The following is an 18450-nucleotide window of genomic DNA, read 5'->3' as shown; positions in this document are numbered from 1 at the left end:
GGTGAACTCCTAAGGAATGCGCTAGTTTATCCTATGCATCATGACATTTTCACTAAATGAAGCTCAAACCTAATGAACACAAAAACCAATGGCTTTAACCAGCAAATCCAACTGGCATGGACTTCTCAAGACAGCCTACTGTGCGTTGGTTTTGATCCGGATTCCAAGCGCTTGCCCCAAGCACTACAAGGAAAGCCGGACGGTATTTTTGAATTCTGCCGGGAAATCGCCGATGCGACAGCAGATTTAGTCTGCTGCTTCAAACCCCAATTTGCCTATTTTGCCGCCCAACGGGCTGAAGCTCAGTTAGAAAAGCTTATCGGCTACCTTAAAAGTACTTACCCCCATCTTCCGGTGATATTGGATTCTAAGCGGGGCGATATTGGCAGCACGGCCGAGCAATATGCCGCCGAAGCCTTTGAACGTTACGGAGCTGATGCGGTAACTGTCAATCCATACATGGGCTTCGATTCGATTGAGCCCTACCTAAAACACCAAGGAAAAGGGGTAATTATTCTCTGTCGCACCTCGAATCCTGGCGGCTCAGATTTGCAGTCGCTTAATGTGTCTCACAGTGGCGAACCCCTCTATCTGCATCTTGCCAGAATGGCGGCCCAACAATGGAATGCCACGGGCCAAATTAGCTTGGTTGTTGGCGCTACCTTTCCAGAAGAAATTGCCCAAGTCAGGGCCATTGTGGGCGAGATGCCCTTATTAATTCCAGGTATTGGCGCTCAAGGTGGTGATATTGAAGCCACAGTGCAGGCTGGAAGCATTCCCGGAAAACAGGGAAGCGGCATGATGATTAACTCTTCCAGAGCGATTTTGTATGCCAGCTCGGGAAGTGATTTTGCGCAAGCCGCTAGAAAGGTGGCTCAAGTCACCCGAGATCAATTAAGAGCGGCAGCCTTCAAATAATTTTGTATGTGGCTCAATTAATGGGGCGTGTTTTTAGGGCTTGGTGGTAAAGAGACGCGGTCCAAGTTCTCCAAAATAAATTCTTGGCGGTTCGGGAAATTAATATTAGCCTTGCGACAATAAGAGGCTTTATCAAAACATTTAGGCGCAGGCAAAGCCGAGGCCAAAGCCGCGGCCTGCTCTCTAGATAAAGCGGCAGGACTAATGCCGTAATAATGTTTGGATGCTGCACCAATCCCAAAGATACCCTCTCCCCATTCCACTGAATTAAGGTAGATTTCAAAAAGTCGTTGCTTTGACAAAAAAGCCTCGAGCAATCCGGTAATAACGAGCTCTTGACCCTTACGTAAATAATTCTGCTCCGAGGATAAGAACAAATTTTTAGCGAGCTGTTGGGTTATCGTTGAGCCGCCCCGTAAGGCCGTTTTAGTCGTGCGCCCAGTTTGATGCTTTTTTATTTGATTCTTTTCCCATGCTTTTTGCATATCCTCAACTCGCACACCGCGATGCTGAAAAAAAATATCGTCTTCACTCACCAGCACCGCGCGTTTAAGATTATTCGTAATCTGCTGGTAAGGAGTCCATTGGGACTGAGTCAGGCAAGAAATTGGCCCGTGGCATAGGCGCCACTGCTCGGCTCTTTTAAATGCAGTGCTACTTGGATTTACAGTGGCCCATAGGGCAATTTGCAGCGCAAAATACACCTGCATGATGAGCAAGCCACCAAGTAAGCATTTTATAAAATAGCGAAGCCAAGACATGCGGAAATTAGCTACGCAGTTCGACCAGTATGGCACGGGGGTCAATCGCTTGACTTAGATTACTACCGCGCCAAATCAGAAAAGCATCTGCCGCTTGCTCCACCAACATGCCAAGACCATCACTAACCCGTGCGCCGCCTTGCAGGGCTTGTTGCATAAAGAGAGTGGGCTTGCCATAGACCATGTCATAGGCAAATGAGCCAGGCGAAAAAATCTTACTGGCCGCTTGGCTGCCGATTGGCGAGCTATCACCCAGGCTAGCCGCGGTGGCATTAATAATCAGATCCCATGGCGAATTTGTTGTGCCAGAATCTTCCAATTGGGCTAGCGTACAAGATTCCAATGTGACTTGATATTTTTTTGCCAGCTCACCAAACAACTCCACAAGCTCAGTAGCCTTAGCATTTGAGCGATTAGCTACGGTCATACATTTGGGTGACTGCTCAAGCAAAGGTCCCAAAACCCCACGAGCCGCGCCACCTGCACCCAACATCAAAATGCGTTTACCCTGAAGCTCAATTCCCTGTGCATGCAGATCCCTTACTAGACCAGCACCATCGGTATTGTCACCGTAGATTTTGCCCTCTTGAATACTTAAGGTATTCACAGCACCGGCTAATTGCGCGCGCGGTGATAGAAGATCCGCAAAATCCCGCGCATCTAATTTAAACGGCACAGTTACATTCATACCCTTGCCACCCGCAGCAAAAAAAGATTGGGCGGCATTTGCAAAATGATTCAAGTCAATTTGTAGGCGCCCGTAATGCATTTTTTGCTCGGCCTGTTTAGCAAAAAGCTGATGAATCGTTGGTGACTTGCTATGGGCGATAGGATTGCCCGCAACTGCATATACATCTAACCCCGGAAAGTCACGTGGGTCAGTAAAGAACTCGGGGGATGGGGATGGACTCATATTGACTCAAGGATAAGGGAAATTCATATTTGAATTTCTTTAATTGGGTAAATGTCGCAATTCAAGATGATCACTGCCTTCACGGCTGAACTCAAAAGTAGAAATCCAATCCAGAATATCAATTTGATCACGCATTTGCGGCGGGAAATTTCCAAAAGGCGCTGAGGCTCGCACAATGGCAATAGCTTGACGGTCTAATTCCGGATTACCAGAACTACGGCCAATACTCAGGCCATCCTTACCTTGTGAATTACGCGCAATGCGGCCTTGCGCATCAACACTCACCACGATCACCAAGCTGCCGTACAAAGGATGATTGTTAGCACGCGGAAAATAGGCGCTGCCATAGGCCTCGATTTTTTGGCGCATCGCATCGTAGTAACTCGCAAATGCAACCGCTTTAGTGCTAGCGCCTGTCAATACTTTTCGCCTAGGCTCCTTGCCAATCTGCTGCAAACGTTTAGCCAATTCAGCCTCAAGCGAATTTAACTGCGGAGGGGTTTTGTTGACTTCCCCACTTTTACGCCCCTTAGCAAGAGTGCCCGCGGCATCTAGCTGAGTCAACAATTGCTTTTGCTGCTTCTCTAGTTGCTCTAGCCTAGCCTCAGCGCCTAAATTGGCACGATGAACTGCGGTGGCATCTTGAGTCGATACATTGCCGCTACCTTGTAAGTCAGCTTGCGCTAATTTACTGGCCTTGTTTGGAGGGGTCGACTTGCTGGCATTCACCAGCACCACACTCAAGGGAGTATTGAGTCTGCGGCTTGACACTTCAGCGACTCCCCAGCGGATCGATAAAAAAATAAGGTGCAGCACCAAAGAAACACCCAATGCCAGTGCAAATGGGTGGCGCCGCCAAACTTGTTGAAGCTGCAGTTGGGCTACTTTAAATTTAGTCAGGGCTTGCATCAGTCTGAACAACTTCAGCTGCTTCAATTTGTATCACTCTCACGCCAGCACTTAATTGCAGTAAATCGACATCGGCAATACTCACTTCGGCTCGAGTCAAGCGCGGATGACTTGCTAATTCAGGGATGGGCAATTGCAGCGGAATAGGCTCAACGCGCGACATCCCTTCTTTTAAATGGCGGACAAATACCGTTTTAGCACCTCCGTCTTGCGCTATCCAACGCAAACACCAATATTTTTCTAAGCGATCTTGGTATTCCCCATAAGCTTGGTACGCGTTTTCAAAGTCAGCAGCAATCCCCATTAAGGTGGCATCCCTTGGCGGAAACGGAGCCACCATTTTGGCTGTCACACCGTGCTTAGCAACGGCCAATAGCTGCCATTGATTTACTAGATCGGTATAACGGCGCAATGGAGAAGTGCTCCAAGCATAAAACTCCAAGCCTAGACCCTCATGCGGGCCAGGAGTGGTTTGCATCCTTGTGCGCAAAGGACCCCAACCTTTTTGGGTGCGGAAAAGTCCAGGTATACCCTGCTCAGCCAAGATACGGCCTGCAGTACTGTTACAAAAAATCATCCACTCAGCCACGATCGTATCCAGAATCGATCCGCGCTGACGAGGGGTAATTTCCACGCGCTCTTCACCATCTGCACCATTAATCTGAAAGTGAAAATCCCTCGCTAGGGCATTCGGATCAGTTAACCCTAATTGCTCAGGCCGCAAGCCATTCACAACTCGTTGCGCTTGGCGACTGGCGTGCAGTAGCTTGGCTGCTGCCCATAAAACACTCAGTTCCTGGCGATAAACATAATTAGCGTTTTCATCCGCCAAACTCGCCTCAGTTACTTGGTGCTCTAGATCTTCGAGGCGTAAATTAGCTGCCATTGGCACCATTTCTGCACGCAACTGGATTGACTCCCGATCGAGCTGACCTGCGCTATCAATATCAACATACATCGAGAGCGCTGGACGTGGCTGGCCTTCATCCAAAGAAAATTGTTGGATTACTGAGTCCGGCAGCATAGTGATTTTATTGCCAGGGAAATACACGGTAGACATGCGCGCGCGTGCCACGTGATCCAGCGGATTATCCTTAGCAATCACTAAACCTGGAGCAGCAATGTGGATGCCGATGCGATGTTTACCTTCTCCCAAAGCAGTTACTGACAGCGCATCATCAATCTCTGTGGTTCCAGAGTCATCGATTGAGAATGCCGCAACCTCAGCCAAAGGGAGTTCCGCAATCGCTGCATCGTAGGCTCCCTGCTCCACTCCAATTGCATCGCTGTGGGCACTTCCATGCGGAAAATGCGCCTTCAGAAACATCCCTTGGTGATACGCCAAGGGCGACTCAATCGCACCACAGCGAATCATCAATTGAGCTGGTGATTCTCCTGTTTCATTACAAGCAGCGGTCAGGGCCTTGTACGCGGAGGTATTTTTATCGGGAGAAAAAAGGAGTTGATGCGCGCTCGATAAAAGGGTTGCTGGAAATACGCCCGATACCAGCTCTTGTTGCCAAATGGCCTGTTGTTCGAGCTCTTTTTGTTTGCGCTCTAAGGCGGCTAAACCAGCTTGTAGCTGTTCTAATGGCGCCCTCTGAAAATGGCCCCGACCCTTACGACGAAAAAAAACGGGCGCACCTTGCAAGGCAATTCCTAAAGCCACTTGTTGAGTGATGCTGGCCTGAGCGCCAAAGTACTCTTGAGAAACCTCTATCAAATTGAACTCTTCTTCAGGAGCGCAGTCCCACAGCAACTGCAAGTCGATGTCTTTAGATAAAACTTGACCCTCATCCATCACGAGTTGAGCCTCTGGTTTCTCAAAGCGCAACCAAACCTCTTTGGCCTTGAGCTTAATCTTTTTTCCGGTCAGGCTTGAAGCCTGCCATGATTCCGTGTCGCCTGAGCCTGATGCAGACTGAACTGTAGCGATCTTGATGTCGCCACCTTCTTCATATAAAAGGTGCATATTTAGAGTGAGATCCCGCCACTAGCCTCGAGGGCAATTCCGTTGACATAGCTAGCTTCATCGCTCGCTAAAAATAAATAGGCATTGGCTATTTCAGCTGGAGTGCCAAGACGGCCGAGCCAACTGCGCTTCTCAATCTCTTGCAGAATATTTTCTGGCATTGCCGTCACCATTTCAGTAGCGATAAAACCAGGACATACCGCATTTACCCGAATGCCTTTAGGACCAAGTTCTCGAGCCCATGTTTTGGTAAATCCAATGACACCAAATTTAGTTGCAGAGTAATTAGTTTGGCCGAAATTTCCGTAGATGCCCACGACGCTTGAAGCGTTAACTATGGCACCAGAACCCGCGGTCAACATATGAGGTACAACCAATTGCGTGCAATTAAAAACACCTTTGAGATTGACATCGATCACATCATCAAATTGCGCTTCTGTCATCTTGATTAAACGCGCATCCTTAGTAATGCCAGCGTTATTAATCAAAATATCGATGCGGCCGTGGCGCTCCATAATTTGATCGACCGCCATTTGAATACTAGCGCGGTCAGTAACATTCATGACACAACCCTCGGCGTTCGGAACTTGCTCCACTGCCGCATTGACAGCTTCATTGCTAAGGTCAGCAATCATTACCTTGGCACCCTCTTTGGAAAAACGTTGAGCAGTGGCAAAACCAATCCCCTTAGCCGCCCCAGTAATGAGGGCAATCTTGTCTTGCAATCTATTGCTCATCTGCCATCCTTTTCTTTAAGTGCAGTCAATATTTTTTGATGCACCCCACCGAAGCCACCATTACTCATCACTAAAATATGGTCTCCAGCTTGCGCTTCTGCGACCACGGCATCGACTAAGGCAGTGAGCATATCAAAGGCGCTCGCTTTGTTTTCTTCGTCAGCATTCAGGGGCGAGAGGACCTCGGCCAAATCCCAGCCCAATGACTCTTTGCCAGAACTTGCGCCATAAGCAAACACCTTATCTGCTTCTATTAAGCTTTGCGGCAATTGCGCTTTCATAATGCCCAGTTTCATCGTGTTAGAGCGTGGCTCTAACACTGCCAAAATACGTGACCTCCCCACACGGCGTCTCAATCCGTTTACTGTAGTGGTAATTGCAGTGGGGTGATGTGCAAAGTCATCGTATAGCGTGACTCCATTGGCGATACCAATGGTTTCTAGTCGACGCTTCACATTCTTGAATTCACCCAAAGCCTTTGCTGCATCTATCGGAGAGATGCCAATATGATTCGCGCACGCAAGCGCAGCCAAGGCATTGAGTTGATTATGGCGGCCCATTACCCCTGAATCTGGAGCCCACTTTACAGATGCCACTTCTTTGCCTTGATGCAACACAATAAAACCATCGTCCTCTTGGTCAATCAATGACCAGGCATTTGCCTTGCTCTGTCCAAACTGCTCTACAGGCGCCCAAACGCCGCGAGTAATTACTCGCTCTAAGGCGGGCTCATCCCCATTAACTACAAGCAAGCCCTCACTTGGCACAGTGCGCACAAGGTGATGAAATTGTGTTTCGATCGCAGCAAGATCACTAAAAATATCGGCGTGGTCAAATTCCAAATTATTTAATAAGGCCGTACGTGGACGGTAATGCACAAACTTACTGCGTTTATCAAAAAACGCAGTGTCGTATTCATCGGCCTCGATGACAAAATAGGAGCCCTCACCCAAGCGAGCTGAAACTGAAAAATTGAGTGGAACTCCACCGATGAGGTAGCCTGGTTTAAAGCCATTAAATTCTAAAATCCATGTCAACATAGCGCAGGTAGTTGTTTTGCCATGCGTACCCGCCACTGCCAATACATGCCTACCAAATAGCACCTGCTCTCCAAGCCATTGGGGGCCAGAAATATAAGGCAACCCTTGATTCAGAATCGCCTCCATCAAAGGATTGCCACGAGAAACGACATTGCCAATGACAAATAAATCAGGCATCGTCTCAAACTGCAATAATTGTTCTGGCAAGAATCCCTCTATCAACGTAATACCCTGGGATTCAAGCTGTGTACTCATGGGTGGATAGACGTTCGCATCACAGCCAGAAACACGATGTCCGGCCTGCCGAGCAATAGCAGCGATGCCGCCCATGAAAGTACCGCAAATGCCCAAGATATGAATATGCATCTATGAATTTTAACGAAGGAGTGGCAATGAACCGCAAGCAATGGATCATCATTATTGGAATCAGCTTTTTGGCTCTCATTGCAGGGGTGCTGAGCTCGCAATGGATTTCTAATGCGAAGCGTGTTGATGAAGCTGGCGTAAAAGCCTTTTTTGCTAATTCGTGGCAAACGCCAGACGGTCACTCAGCAAATACACAGGAATGGCAGGGCAAATTATTAGTAGTCAATTTTTGGGCTTCCTGGTGCCCTCCCTGTGTGAAAGAGATGCCCACATTGAATCTCTTGCAAAAAGAATATCAGCAGCAAAATGTGATATTTGTCGGCATTGGCATTGATTCACCTACTAACATACGCGAATTCTTACAAAAAACACCTATTTCATACCCCATTGTGATTGGCGGTCTTGAAGGCAGCAATATTTCGAAGTTATTGGGAAATTCTCAAGGAGCGCTGCCCTATACCGTTGTGATCAATCCTCAAGGCAAGGTTATTAGCTCAAAGTTAGGGGAAATAAGCGAAGATGAGCTACGAAATGCTATTAAATCAGCTTTATAAAGTATTTTGACGCCATTTAATAAACATCAATTGTCGCTAAAAGAGGCTTAAAACCCAGAAATTTGTGGGTATTTTATCTATTTTTAGCCTCCCTAAAAGCTTTCAAGGGGTATACTTTGCTGGTGCTTAGTGATGAATATCGTCACACGATGAGCAGTTTTAGAGAAAAGCCTTTCTTCTTCAACAACATCTAACTGCCCCTAAAAACATCGAACTATGTCAAAAAATATTTCAATTCTCGTCATTCAGGGACCTAACCTGAATCTATTGGGCAGCCGTGAGCCACAGATTTATGGCAGCACCACTATGGAAGATATCCATCTAAAGCTGGGCGAGCTAGCCAAATCTCAATCAATCAATTTAAGCACCTATCAAAGTAACCATGAGGGTGAGTTGATCGACCGGATTCAGCAGGCCAAACAAGACATGGTTGATTTCATCATCATCAATCCAGGCGCTTTCACGCATACGAGCGTAGCGCTACGAGATGTACTGGCTGGTGTCGCCATCCCCTTTATCGAAGTACATTTATCCAATATTCATCAACGCGAAGAATTCCGCAAGCATTCCTATCTATCAGATATTGCGGTAGGCGTTATCTGCGGCTTAGGCCCTGTGGGTTATGAATTAGCACTTGAAGCAGCCACAGCCCGCCTGAATAAATAAAGACTGTAAAAGAATATAAAGAGGTATTACGCATGGATCTTAGAAAACTTAAAACACTGATCGACCTAGTCTCAGAATCAGGAATTTCAGAACTTGAAGTGAATGAAGGGGAAGATCGTGTGCGCATTGTTAATGCGGGCCCTGCATCGAGCAATCAAGTCTTTTATGCCAACCCAATCCCTACACAAAATTTGGCACCAAATTCTGCCGTAGTGAACGATTCAGCACCTCCGACTCTCGCTCCAGCAACGGCTGCCACTGAAGAAACCGGCTTCATTGCGCGCTCCCCAATGGTCGGCACTTTCTACCGGGCACCCAACCCCGAATCGCCCGACTTTGTCAAAGTGGGCGACAGTGTGGAAGTTGGTCAAACGCTGTGCATTATTGAAGCGATGAAGCTGTTGAATGAAATTGAGTCTGAAAAAGAGGGTGTCATTAAACAAATCTTGTGTGAAAACGGCCAAGGTGTTGAATACGATCAGCCACTTTTCATCATCACTTAAGCAATTACTCCATGTTCACTAAGATTCTGATTGCCAATCGGGGAGAAATTGCTCTTCGCATCCAACGCGCTTGCCGCGAGATGGGGATTAAAACCGTGGTGGTTTACTCTACGGCCGATAAAGAAGCTAAATATGTGAAGCTTGCCGATGAAGCCGTTTGCATTGGCCCTCCTGCTTCCACACTGAGCTACCTGAGTATGCCCGCGATCATTTCTGCCGCTGAAGTCACTGACGCGGAGGCAATTCATCCTGGTTATGGATTTCTCTCTGAGAATGCGGACTTTGCAGAACGCGTGGAAAAATCTGGCTTTGCTTTCATTGGCCCGAGAGCGGAGTCCATTCGCCTCATGGGTGACAAGGTGTCTGCAAAACGCGCCATGATCAAAGCAGGCGTACCTTGTGTACCCGGCTCCGAAGGGGCATTACCCAACGATGACCCCAAAGAGATCATCGCTACCGCTAAACGGGTGGGTTATCCCGTCATCATTAAAGCTGCTGGAGGTGGTGGTGGTCGCGGTATGCGTGTTGTGCATACCGAAGCAGCGTTATTGAATGCGGTCAATATGACCAAAGAGGAGGCGGGTCGTGCCTTCGGTAATCCTGAAGTCTATATGGAGAAGTTTCTTGAGAAGCCGCGCCATGTAGAAATTCAGATTTTGGCTGATACCCATGGCAATGCTGTTTGGCTGGGCGAAAGAGATTGCTCCATGCAACGTCGTCATCAAAAAGTGATTGAAGAGGCTCCGGCCCCAGGAATTGACCGACGCTTGATCGCTAAGATTGGTGAGCGCTGTGCTGAAGCCTGCAGAAAAATTGGCTATCGAGGCGCTGGAACATTTGAGTTCTTGTATGAAGATGGTGAATTTTTCTTTATAGAAATGAACACTCGCGTTCAAGTTGAGCATCCTGTTACTGAAATGATCACTGGCATCGATATCGTTCAGGAACAGATCCGTATTGCCGCAGGTTTAAAACTTGCCTATCGCCAAAAAGAGATTATTTTCCGCGGCCATGCGATTGAGTGCCGGTTAAATGCTGAAGACCCTTTCAAATTCACTCCAAGTCCGGGTCGCATTGGTTCGTGGCATATGCCTGGTGGTCCCGGAATCCGCGTGGATTCACACGCTTACAGTGGGTATGTGGTTCCTGCCCATTATGACTCCATGATCGGCAAACTCATCGCTTATGGCAATACTCGTGAGCAGGCTATTAAACGGATGCAAATTGCCCTTTCAGAAATAGCTATAGATGGCATTACTACCAATGTCCCTTTGCATCGCGAACTCATGATGGACCCTAAATTTATTGAGGGCGGCACTAGCATCCACTACTTAGAGCAGCGCTTAGAAGCTCAAGCCCTTACTCGCGGCAAAGCCTAAGCCGTGTTTAACTTCAATAGGATTCAATATGTCTTATCGTGAGTTGATCTTCACGGTTCCCGCAGAAATCGCAGAACCTCTCGGGGATGCTTTATTGGAATTGGGTGCCCTATCCGTCACAGTTGAGGATGCAGCGGCAGGCGGCTACGATGAAAATCCTTTGTATGGCGAACCCGGGCTTTCTCCTGAGGTGCAAGCATGGGACCGATCTGCAGTCACCGCTCTGTTTAATCCCGAAATAGATCACTCAGGTGAGGCTAACTTCATCCCTGAATTACTCGCCTCATTAAAAGAATCTGATTTTCATCTTGCTCAGCCCAGTGAAAAAATAGTTGAAGAGCAAGATTGGGTGCGCCTTACCCAAAGCCAGTTTGCACCGATTCAAATCGGGAAGCGCATTTGGGTGGTCCCCTCTTGGCATGAAAAACCTACCGATCCCAATGCCATTTGCCTGGCAGTGGATCCGGGTTTAGCTTTCGGCACTGGCAGTCACCCCACGACGCATCTCTGCTTGCTTTGGCTCGAACAAAATGGTGATTTAGAAAATAAGAGTCTCTTGGACTACGGTTGCGGCTCTGGAATTTTGGCAATTGCTGCCGCTAAATTGGGTTGCAATCCCGTAGTTGGTACCGATATCGATCCGCAAGCAATGGTTGCCGCTCGCAGCAACGCGGAAATCAACCACACACTGATTCAGTTTATTTTGCCCAATGAAGATGCTCCTGAACTGGCAGCGGATACCAAGTACGACATTGTGATGGCCAATATTTTGGCTAATCCACTTCAAGTTCTTGCGCCAGCCCTAGTGAATAAGATGCGCGTTGGTGGCCGTATTGTTCTATCAGGGGTTCTTGCGCGTCAGGCTGATGAAGTGATTGCGACTTACAGCCAATGGCTAAAGTTATCGGTATGGCAAGAAAGTGAAGGTTGGGTATGTCTGCACGGTGAGCTTCTCTCAGCTATATCAAACGAGCAAAGCAACCCTAGCCATATTGAATCTATCGCTACGCCTCAAAAAAAAAGACTTAAGTTAGTTTTACTCAGTCTCTTTTTTCTTGTGCTGCTAGTTTTCGCCGAGCATCTCTCAAGAAATTCCTTATTGCCGACGCTGGCAACGCGAATTGATGGCACATCATCTCCAATAGCAGTCAGTGCTTTTTCTTTATTACAAAAAACCGATGAAATACTCTGTCGTTCACTAAGGTGTATAAATCGCTCCGTAAGCGATTTCACTGCTTGGAAAATAAACTCAGCCAGCCTTGCTCAAGAAAGCTCAGGAGAGCCCCTTAAAATCCCTGCAAATCAATCCAAGCTGCAAGTTGAAATACAAAACCGTCTAGCTATCCCTGTTTTGTTTCCTTACCTAGAGCTTACCCTTACTGATGCGGAAGAATCAGAAATTAAAACGATTCAATTTTCACCGCAAGAGTGGTTGCCTATATCGTGGCAAGACTCGCATCCGCTTTTTTTACTTCGAGGTGCTCCGTCTGGGGAAAGTATTCACTCGGAACTAGCGTTTGTAATGCCCCAAAATACTGCGGGCTATCGGGTAAGAATCTTCTATTCTCATTAATTAATTTACTTTTTTATAAAGAAAGCAATCTATGTCCAGCTTGATTTGTGGCTCTATAGCCTACGACACCATCATGAATTTTGAGGGGCAATTTGTTGATCACATTCTTCCAGAGCAAATACATAAACTGAATGTCGCCTTTTTAGTTCCCACGATGCGTCGTGAATTTGGTGGCTGTGCTGGCAATATTGCCTACAACCTCAAGCTCTTGGGCGGTGACCCCGTCATCATGGCAACCGTTGGTGGCGATGCCACACCATACATGGCGAGACTGCAGCAACTTCAAATTGATGTGAGTCATATTCGTCAAATTAATCAGGCCTTTACAGCGCAAGCCATGATCACTACAGATCAAACCAATAATCAAATTACCGCCTTTCATCCTGGCGCTATGAATGAATCGCATCTCAATTTAGTCTCCGCCGTAGTTGAAGAGCGTCTTCAAAACGATAAAAAACTTGCTCAGTTCGGAATCGTTGCCCCAGATGGTCGACAAGGGATGTGGGAGCACTGTCACCAACTTGCTGAAGCGCACATTCCATTTGTATTCGATCCGGGACAAGGTTTGCCCATGTTTAATGGGGAAGAATTGCTTGAATTGACTGAATTAGCCTCCTATCTCGCTGTAAATGACTATGAAGGCGAGATGCTTTCTCAACGCACTGGCTTGAGCCTGTCGAAGCTTGCCGAGAGAGTAAAAGCTTTAATTGTTACTAAAGGAGCCGAAGGGGCTGATATTTACGTTAACGGTAAGTGCATTCCAATTCCACCAGTTTCAGTAGCTAAGGTTCAGGATCCTACCGGTTGCGGTGATGCATTTCGTGGGGGCCTACTGTTTGGATTAGAAAACAATATGGATTGGGAGACCACTGGGCGCTTAGCAAGCTTAATGGGCTCCATCAAAATCACCCATCAAGGGCCGCAAAATCATCAAGTGAGCAAGACAGAGATTGCTGATCAGTTTAAGACAGCGTTTGGCTTTGCTTTTTAGGGCTCGCTCAAGCCCACCGAAATCCGAATGAAGCAATAAAAAAGGGGTCTCGTGAGAGACCCCTTTACAAACCACTCGCCAATAACTAAAAGCTTATGGACGGGTGCCTGTTGGAAAGGGCCAAGCAGCAGCTGGATTCAAGGTTTTTGAAGCAGTTACTTTTTTAGCCGCGGGCTTTTTAGCAGCAGGGCCCGCTTTCTTAGCAATAGGCTTACTTACTTTTTTTTTGCAGCAGGACGCTTCTTAGCAGCTACTTTTTTAGCAGCAGGCTTTTTAGCAGCAACTTTCTTAGCAGCAGGCTTCTTAGCAGCTACTTTTTTAGCAGCAGGCTTTTTAGCAGCAACTTTCTTAGCAGCAGGCTTCTTAGCAGCAACTTTCTTAGCAGCAGGCTTCTTAGCAGCTACTTTTTTAGCAGCAGGCTTCTTAGCAGCTACTTTTTTAGCAGCAGGCTTCTTTGCAGCAACTTTCTTTTTGGCGATTGCCATAGTAATGCTCCTTCACGTGAGGATTAGTACAAACTTCCGATTAAGAAGACCCGACCATTCATTTCCACCCCATCTTGCGACGAGTTGGATCCGACGAGCGAGCCATTCATCGGCGCGCGGCTTGATGCTAAGTGCTGCACGCTAATGAATCTTGGAAAAAAAGCCGTTGTCCCAGAGGACAACGGCTTCTTAAATTTGCTGAAAAAAACAGGGAGAGTAGACCAGGCGCCCTTTTGCAAGGGTTTTCGAATTTGAGCCTGTTTTTGCTGACCTTTAAAACTATCCAACCGTCTAATCTCCTATTTAGCCGGCCGCACGCTTTTGGATTACTGCATTACTCCCAACTTAGCGCACCACCAGTTTGATACTCAATAACGCGTGTCTCAAAAAAGTTACGTTCTTTTTTCAGATCAATCATTTCTGACATCCATGGGAATGGATTCTCTTCATTTGGGAACATGGCGTCAAGTCCTATTTGCAAACATCTGCGATTACAGATGTATCTTAGGTAACCTTTGAACATCGGCGCGTTCAATCCGAGTACTCCGCGAGGCATCGTATCTTCTGCATAACGGTACTCTAATTCAACTGCTTTTTCGAAGATGGATTTGATCTCGTCTTTGAACGCGGAAGTCCATAACTGCGGGTTCTCCAGCTTAATTTGATTAATCAAATCGATACCAAAATTACAGTGCATTGACTCATCACGCAAGATGTATTGATACTGCTCAGCAGCACCCGTCATTTTGTTTTGGCGACCCATTGCAAGTATTTGCGTAAAACCAACATAAAAGAACAAACCTTCCATCACACAAGCAAAAACAATCAGTGAGCGCAGTAATTTTTGATCGCTCTCCAATGTGCCAGTCTTGAAATTAGGATTGGTTAATACGTCGATGTAAGGAATTAAGAACTCGTCCTTCGCGCGAATCGACTCGACTTCGTTATACGCATTGAAGATTTCGCTTTGGTCTAAACCCAAAGATTCAACAATGTATTGGTAAGCGTGCGTATGAATTGCCTCTTCGAAAGCTTGACGCAATAGATATTGACGGCATTCTGGAGCAGTAATGTGACGATACGTACCCAAAACAATGTTATTTGCAGCTAAAGAATCCGCAGTGGTAAAGAAACCCAGATTGCGTTTAATGATTCTGCGCTCATCATCGGTTAAACCATTTGGATCTTTCCAAAGCGCGATATCGCGGTTCATGTTGATCTCTTGTGGCATCCAATGGTTTGCGCAACCTGCTAAATACTTCTCCCACGCCCACTTATATTTAAATGGAACTAGCTGGTTCACATCAGTCTTTGCATTAATTACGCGCTTGTCCGCTGCGTTCACACGCAGTGCAGCGCCACCAGTCAACTTGGCAGCCTCTAATGGTGCAGGTGCAGCAACCGGAGTTGCCATTGCAACTTCTTCTGGCTGTGGACGTTGTGTCTCCACAGGAAAGGGTTGGGGTGCAAGGCCCGCTTTCACTATTGCCGGAGCAACTTCTTCATCCCAATTCAACATAACATTCTCCTCAATCTCTTTATTTTAAATCAGTAAGAAAAAACTTACTGACATGCTTCACATTCTTCAAAGCCATCATCGCCTGGACGCATTGTGCAAACTGGTCCTTCGGCTTCTTGCGCTGAGGCTGCGGCTGCATCTGTGCCATTCACACCGCCGCCACTCGATACCGCGTTTAACTGGCTGCTTGTTACGGTGGATTTCTCAACGTGGGTTGCAGCCATAGTGCGGAGGTAATAAGTGGTCTTCAAGCCACGTAACCAAGCGAGCTTGTAAGTGTCATCTAACTTTTTACCCGAGGCTCCGCCCATGTAAATATTGAGTGACTGAGCTTGATCAATCCATTTCTGACGACGTGATGCTGCTTCAACCAACCAGCTTGGTTCCACTTCAAATGCGGTGGCGTACAAATCTCGTAAGTCTTGTGGCACACGATCAATCTTCGATAAGGTGCCGTCAAAGTATTTCAAGTCGGCAATCATCACTTCATCCCAAAGTCCGCGATCTTTCAAATCACGCACTAAGTACTCGTTTACCACGGTGAACTCACCAGAGAGATTGGATTTCACAAACAAATTCTGGAAAGTGGGTTCGATACAGGCAGACACACCAATAATGTTGGAAATGGTTGCGGTAGGGGCGATAGCTACGCAATTGGAGTTGCGCATACCGAATTGCTTAATGCGCGCGCGCAAACCATCCCAGTTCATTGTGGAGGAGCTATCTACTTCTAAATATCCGCCACGCTCTTCTGCCAATAGGCGTACCGAGTCCTGTGGAAGAATGCCGCGATCCCATAATGAACCTGTATAGGTACTGTAAACACCGCGCTCTTCAGCCAATTCATTAGATGCTTGGTAGGCGTAGTAGCAAACAGCCTCCATCGAAGAATCGGCAAATTTCACTGCCTCATCGCTTGCATAGGGAATGCGCTGCATGTGCAAGCAATCCTGAAAGCCCATGATGCCCATACCAACGGGACGATGCTTCAAATTCGAATTACGTGCTTTAGCTACTGCGTAATAGTTAATGTCGATCACGTTGTCCAGCATCCGCATTGCGGTGCGAACTGTTTTTTGCAGCTTCTCATGATCCAGAATCATTTTTCCAGAAGCATCCGTAGTCATATGCGCCGTAAGGTTTACTGAACCCAAATTACAGACAGCAATTTCGTCCTCATTGGTATTGAGGGTGATCTCAGTACATAAATTGGAGGAGTGAACAACTCCGATATGCTGTTGTGGGCTGCGGATGTTACAAGGATCCTTAAATGTGATCCATGGGTGACCTGTTTCAAACAACATGCCCAGCATCTTGCGCCAGAGTTGTTGCGCAGGAATTCTGCGGAAAGGCTTTAACTCACCCCTGTCTGCCTTTTGCTCATAAGCAACATAAGCCTCTTCAAATGCTTTGCCATACTTGTCATGTAAGTCAGGCGTATTTGAGGGTGAGAACAAAGTCCAGTCAGCACCTTCCATCACGCGCTTCATGAACAAGTCAGGAATCCAGTTTGAAGTATTCATATCGTGCGTGCGACGGCGATCATCGCCGGTGTTCTTGCGCAACTCTAAGAATTCCTCAATATCTAAGTGCCATGTTTCAAGATACGCACAAACCGCACCCTTACGCTTACCACCTTGATTGACTGCTACAGCAGTGTCATTCACCACTTTTAAGAAGGGCACTACGCCCTGTGACTTGCCGTTGGTGCCCTTAATATGGCTTCCCAATGCGCGAACATTAGTCCAATCATTACCTAAACCACCTGCAAATTTAGATAACAAGGCATTCTCTTTGAGCGCCTCATAAATGCCATCTAGGTCATCGGCTACGGTTGTTAAGTAGCAGCTGGACAACTGCGGACGGGTAGTCGCCGAGTTGAACAAAGTAGGCGTGCTGGACATGAAATCAAATGTCGACAGAATTTCATAAAACTCAATCGCACGACGCTCCCGATCAAGCTCATTTAATGACAACCCCATGGCAACGCGCATGAAGAAGGCCTGCGGCATTTCAATGCGGCGATCTTCGATGTGTAAAAAATACCGGTCATACAGAGTTTGCAGTCCAAGATAGTTGAACTGCAAGTCACGACTAGCATTCAAAGCTGCCGCTAATCTTGGTAGATCAAACTCACGCATGCGGGGATCGAGCAGTTCAGCGCCGATACCCTCATTGATGTATTTAGCGAAGTAAGTACTGTACTCAGCCTGCATATTGCCTTGCAAGACTTCATGACCCAGAATTTCTTTGCGGATCACGTGCATCAAAATGCGCGCAGTAACTTGACTATAAGCAGGATCTTTCTCAATTAATGTACGAGAAGCCAAAATGGCTGAATCGTAAACCTGAGCCATCGGCACGCCATCGTATAAATTTTTGATCGTTTCGGTAATGATTGGACTTGCGTCTATATGGTTACCCAATCCTTCACATGCGGCTTCGATCACAGTTTGTAAGGCAGCCATATCCAGCCACTTCTCTACACCGTTATCGGTAACTTTAATTCCCGACTGTGTGGCTTGAGCTGAAGAAGTTACTTCCTGTGTAGCCGAATGTTGAGCCGCACGCTCTTGATTGCGCTTTTCACGATAAAGAACATAAGCGCGGGCAACGTTATGCTCACCGCTACGCATTAAAGCCAGTTCAACCTGATCTTGAATGTCCTCAATGTGGAATGTTCCTCCGTTGGGACGACTGCGCAATAAAGCGCGAACTACAGAATGCGTTAATTGCTCAACTTGCTCGCGGATCCGTGCCGATGCCGCGCCCTGGCCGCCATTTACCGCTAAAAACGCTTTTGTTACCGCAATCGCAATTTTGGATGGCTCGAAGGACACTACCGATCCGTTACGACGAATGATTTTGTAATCAGTTAATTGGGTGGCTTGCGCGCCACCAACACCGCCGGCGATAAAACCGGCAGAAGGAGTTTGGCTCATACCTAGGTTTTCAGCTCCGAGAGCTTGGTTAGGGGCCTGAGGGTTGGCGTAGGTCATATTTTTCCTGCTTATATATAGTTATTAGGACAAAAATTTTAAGTAAAACAATAGGGTAAAGCGCGTTTCAAACACTACATCTAGTGTCTAAAGGTGTATTTGATACTAAGTATAGGGAAAGATTGGGACTTTAGTAAGTTATTTCTGATGAATTCTTATTAGTAT

General features: G+C 46.9%; 16 protein-coding genes and 1 pseudogene. 8 read left to right on the top strand and 9 right to left on the bottom strand.

Annotation, left to right across the window (positions count from 1 at the left end; genetic code table 11):
• The first annotated feature begins 72 nt into the window (after positions 1-72).
• Complete coding sequence (pyrF, locus tag CP950_RS06755) at positions 73-918, top strand: orotidine-5'-phosphate decarboxylase (RefSeq protein WP_096673600.1); 846 nt, start codon at positions 73-75, stop codon at positions 916-918.
• Between the two features lie 17 nt (positions 919-935).
• Here the strand turns inward: pyrF and mtgA are convergent, their stop codons facing one another.
• From mtgA to mpl, 6 genes are read right to left on the bottom strand one after another with little or no spacing between them, the layout of a single operon-like run.
• Positions 936-1679, bottom strand: a complete 744-nt coding sequence (gene mtgA, locus CP950_RS06750) for a monofunctional biosynthetic peptidoglycan transglycosylase (RefSeq protein ID WP_096673598.1) — start codon at positions 1677-1679, stop codon at positions 936-938.
• Positions 1680-1686: 7 nt separating this feature from the next.
• The gene (gene aroE, locus CP950_RS06745; protein ID WP_096673596.1) at positions 1687-2592 is read right to left on the bottom strand and encodes a shikimate dehydrogenase; all 906 of its coding nucleotides are present in this window, start codon (positions 2590-2592) and stop codon (positions 1687-1689) included.
• Between the two features lie 39 nt (positions 2593-2631).
• Positions 2632-3513 carry an energy transducer TonB family protein gene (locus tag CP950_RS06740; RefSeq protein WP_243391940.1) on the bottom strand — a complete coding sequence of 294 codons (882 nt, stop codon included), beginning with the start codon at positions 3511-3513 and terminating at the stop codon, positions 2632-2634.
• Entirely contained in the window at positions 3485-5473 is a 1989-nt protein-coding gene (locus CP950_RS06735) for a ribonuclease catalytic domain-containing protein (protein WP_096673592.1), read from the bottom strand. Before CP950_RS06735 ends, CP950_RS06740 begins: the two co-directional genes overlap by 29 nt.
• Before the next feature lie 2 nt (positions 5474-5475).
• Positions 5476-6210, bottom strand: coding sequence for a beta-ketoacyl-ACP reductase (locus CP950_RS06730; protein WP_096673590.1), 735 nt, complete (start codon positions 6208-6210; stop codon positions 5476-5478).
• The gene (gene mpl / locus CP950_RS06725) at positions 6207-7616 is read right to left on the bottom strand and encodes a UDP-N-acetylmuramate:L-alanyl-gamma-D-glutamyl-meso-diaminopimelate ligase (protein ID WP_096673588.1); all 1410 of its coding nucleotides are present in this window, start codon (positions 7614-7616) and stop codon (positions 6207-6209) included. The genes CP950_RS06730 and mpl overlap by 4 nt, the downstream gene beginning before the upstream one ends.
• Positions 7617-7642: 26 nt before the next feature.
• Here mpl and CP950_RS06720 point away from each other — a divergent pair, with 26 nt between their 5' ends.
• From CP950_RS06720 to CP950_RS06695, 7 genes and pseudogenes are all read left to right on the top strand, one after another.
• Positions 7643-8170: a TlpA family protein disulfide reductase gene (locus CP950_RS06720; protein ID WP_096673888.1), complete on the top strand. Its 528-nt coding sequence runs from the start codon at positions 7643-7645 to the stop codon at positions 8168-8170.
• Between the two features lie 216 nt (positions 8171-8386).
• Positions 8387-8836, top strand: coding sequence for a type II 3-dehydroquinate dehydratase (aroQ, locus tag CP950_RS06715; protein ID WP_096673586.1), 450 nt, complete (start codon positions 8387-8389; stop codon positions 8834-8836).
• 32 nt (positions 8837-8868) lie between these two features.
• On the top strand, positions 8869-9339 hold the full coding sequence (gene accB / locus CP950_RS06710; RefSeq protein ID WP_096673584.1) for an acetyl-CoA carboxylase biotin carboxyl carrier protein: 471 nt from the start codon (positions 8869-8871) through the stop codon (positions 9337-9339).
• An 11-nt stretch (positions 9340-9350) separates the two neighbouring features.
• Positions 9351-10718, top strand: coding sequence for an acetyl-CoA carboxylase biotin carboxylase subunit (accC, locus tag CP950_RS06705; protein WP_096673582.1), 1368 nt, complete (start codon positions 9351-9353; stop codon positions 10716-10718).
• 28 nt (positions 10719-10746) lie between these two features.
• Positions 10747-11664: pseudogene (gene prmA / locus CP950_RS10090) on the top strand (50S ribosomal protein L11 methyltransferase); the annotation flags it as partial.
• A 111-nt stretch (positions 11665-11775) separates the two neighbouring features.
• Positions 11776-12291 (top strand): DUF3426 domain-containing protein, encoded by a 516-nt coding sequence (locus CP950_RS10085; protein WP_243391946.1) that lies wholly within the window; start codon positions 11776-11778, stop codon positions 12289-12291.
• A 31-nt stretch (positions 12292-12322) separates the two neighbouring features.
• Positions 12323-13282 carry a carbohydrate kinase family protein gene (locus CP950_RS06695; protein WP_096673578.1) on the top strand — a complete coding sequence of 320 codons (960 nt, stop codon included), beginning with the start codon at positions 12323-12325 and terminating at the stop codon, positions 13280-13282.
• Between the two features lie 215 nt (positions 13283-13497).
• Here CP950_RS06695 and CP950_RS06690 read toward each other — a convergent pair whose 3' ends face one another.
• The 3 genes from CP950_RS06690 to CP950_RS06675 all read right to left on the bottom strand — a co-directional run bounded on the left by CP950_RS06690 (position 13498) and on the right by CP950_RS06675 (position 18285).
• Entirely contained in the window at positions 13498-13767 is a 270-nt protein-coding gene (locus CP950_RS06690; RefSeq protein WP_096673576.1) for a histone H1-like repetitive region-containing protein, read from the bottom strand.
• A gap of 334 nt (positions 13768-14101) precedes the next feature.
• Positions 14102-15286 carry a ribonucleotide-diphosphate reductase subunit beta gene (locus CP950_RS06680; RefSeq protein ID WP_096673572.1) on the bottom strand — a complete coding sequence of 395 codons (1185 nt, stop codon included), beginning with the start codon at positions 15284-15286 and terminating at the stop codon, positions 14102-14104.
• A 44-nt stretch (positions 15287-15330) separates the two neighbouring features.
• A complete protein-coding gene (locus CP950_RS06675) occupies positions 15331-18285 on the bottom strand; it encodes a ribonucleoside-diphosphate reductase subunit alpha (RefSeq protein WP_096673570.1) in 2955 nt (984 codons plus the stop codon).
• Between the last annotated feature and the right edge of the window lie 165 nt (positions 18286-18450).

It is taken from the genome of Polynucleobacter meluiroseus, from assembly GCF_900205755.1.
Lineage (GTDB): Bacteria > Pseudomonadota > Gammaproteobacteria > Burkholderiales > Burkholderiaceae > Polynucleobacter > Polynucleobacter meluiroseus.
Note: the sequence above shows the minus strand (reverse complement) of the source record. Positions and strands in the feature narration are given on the sequence as shown.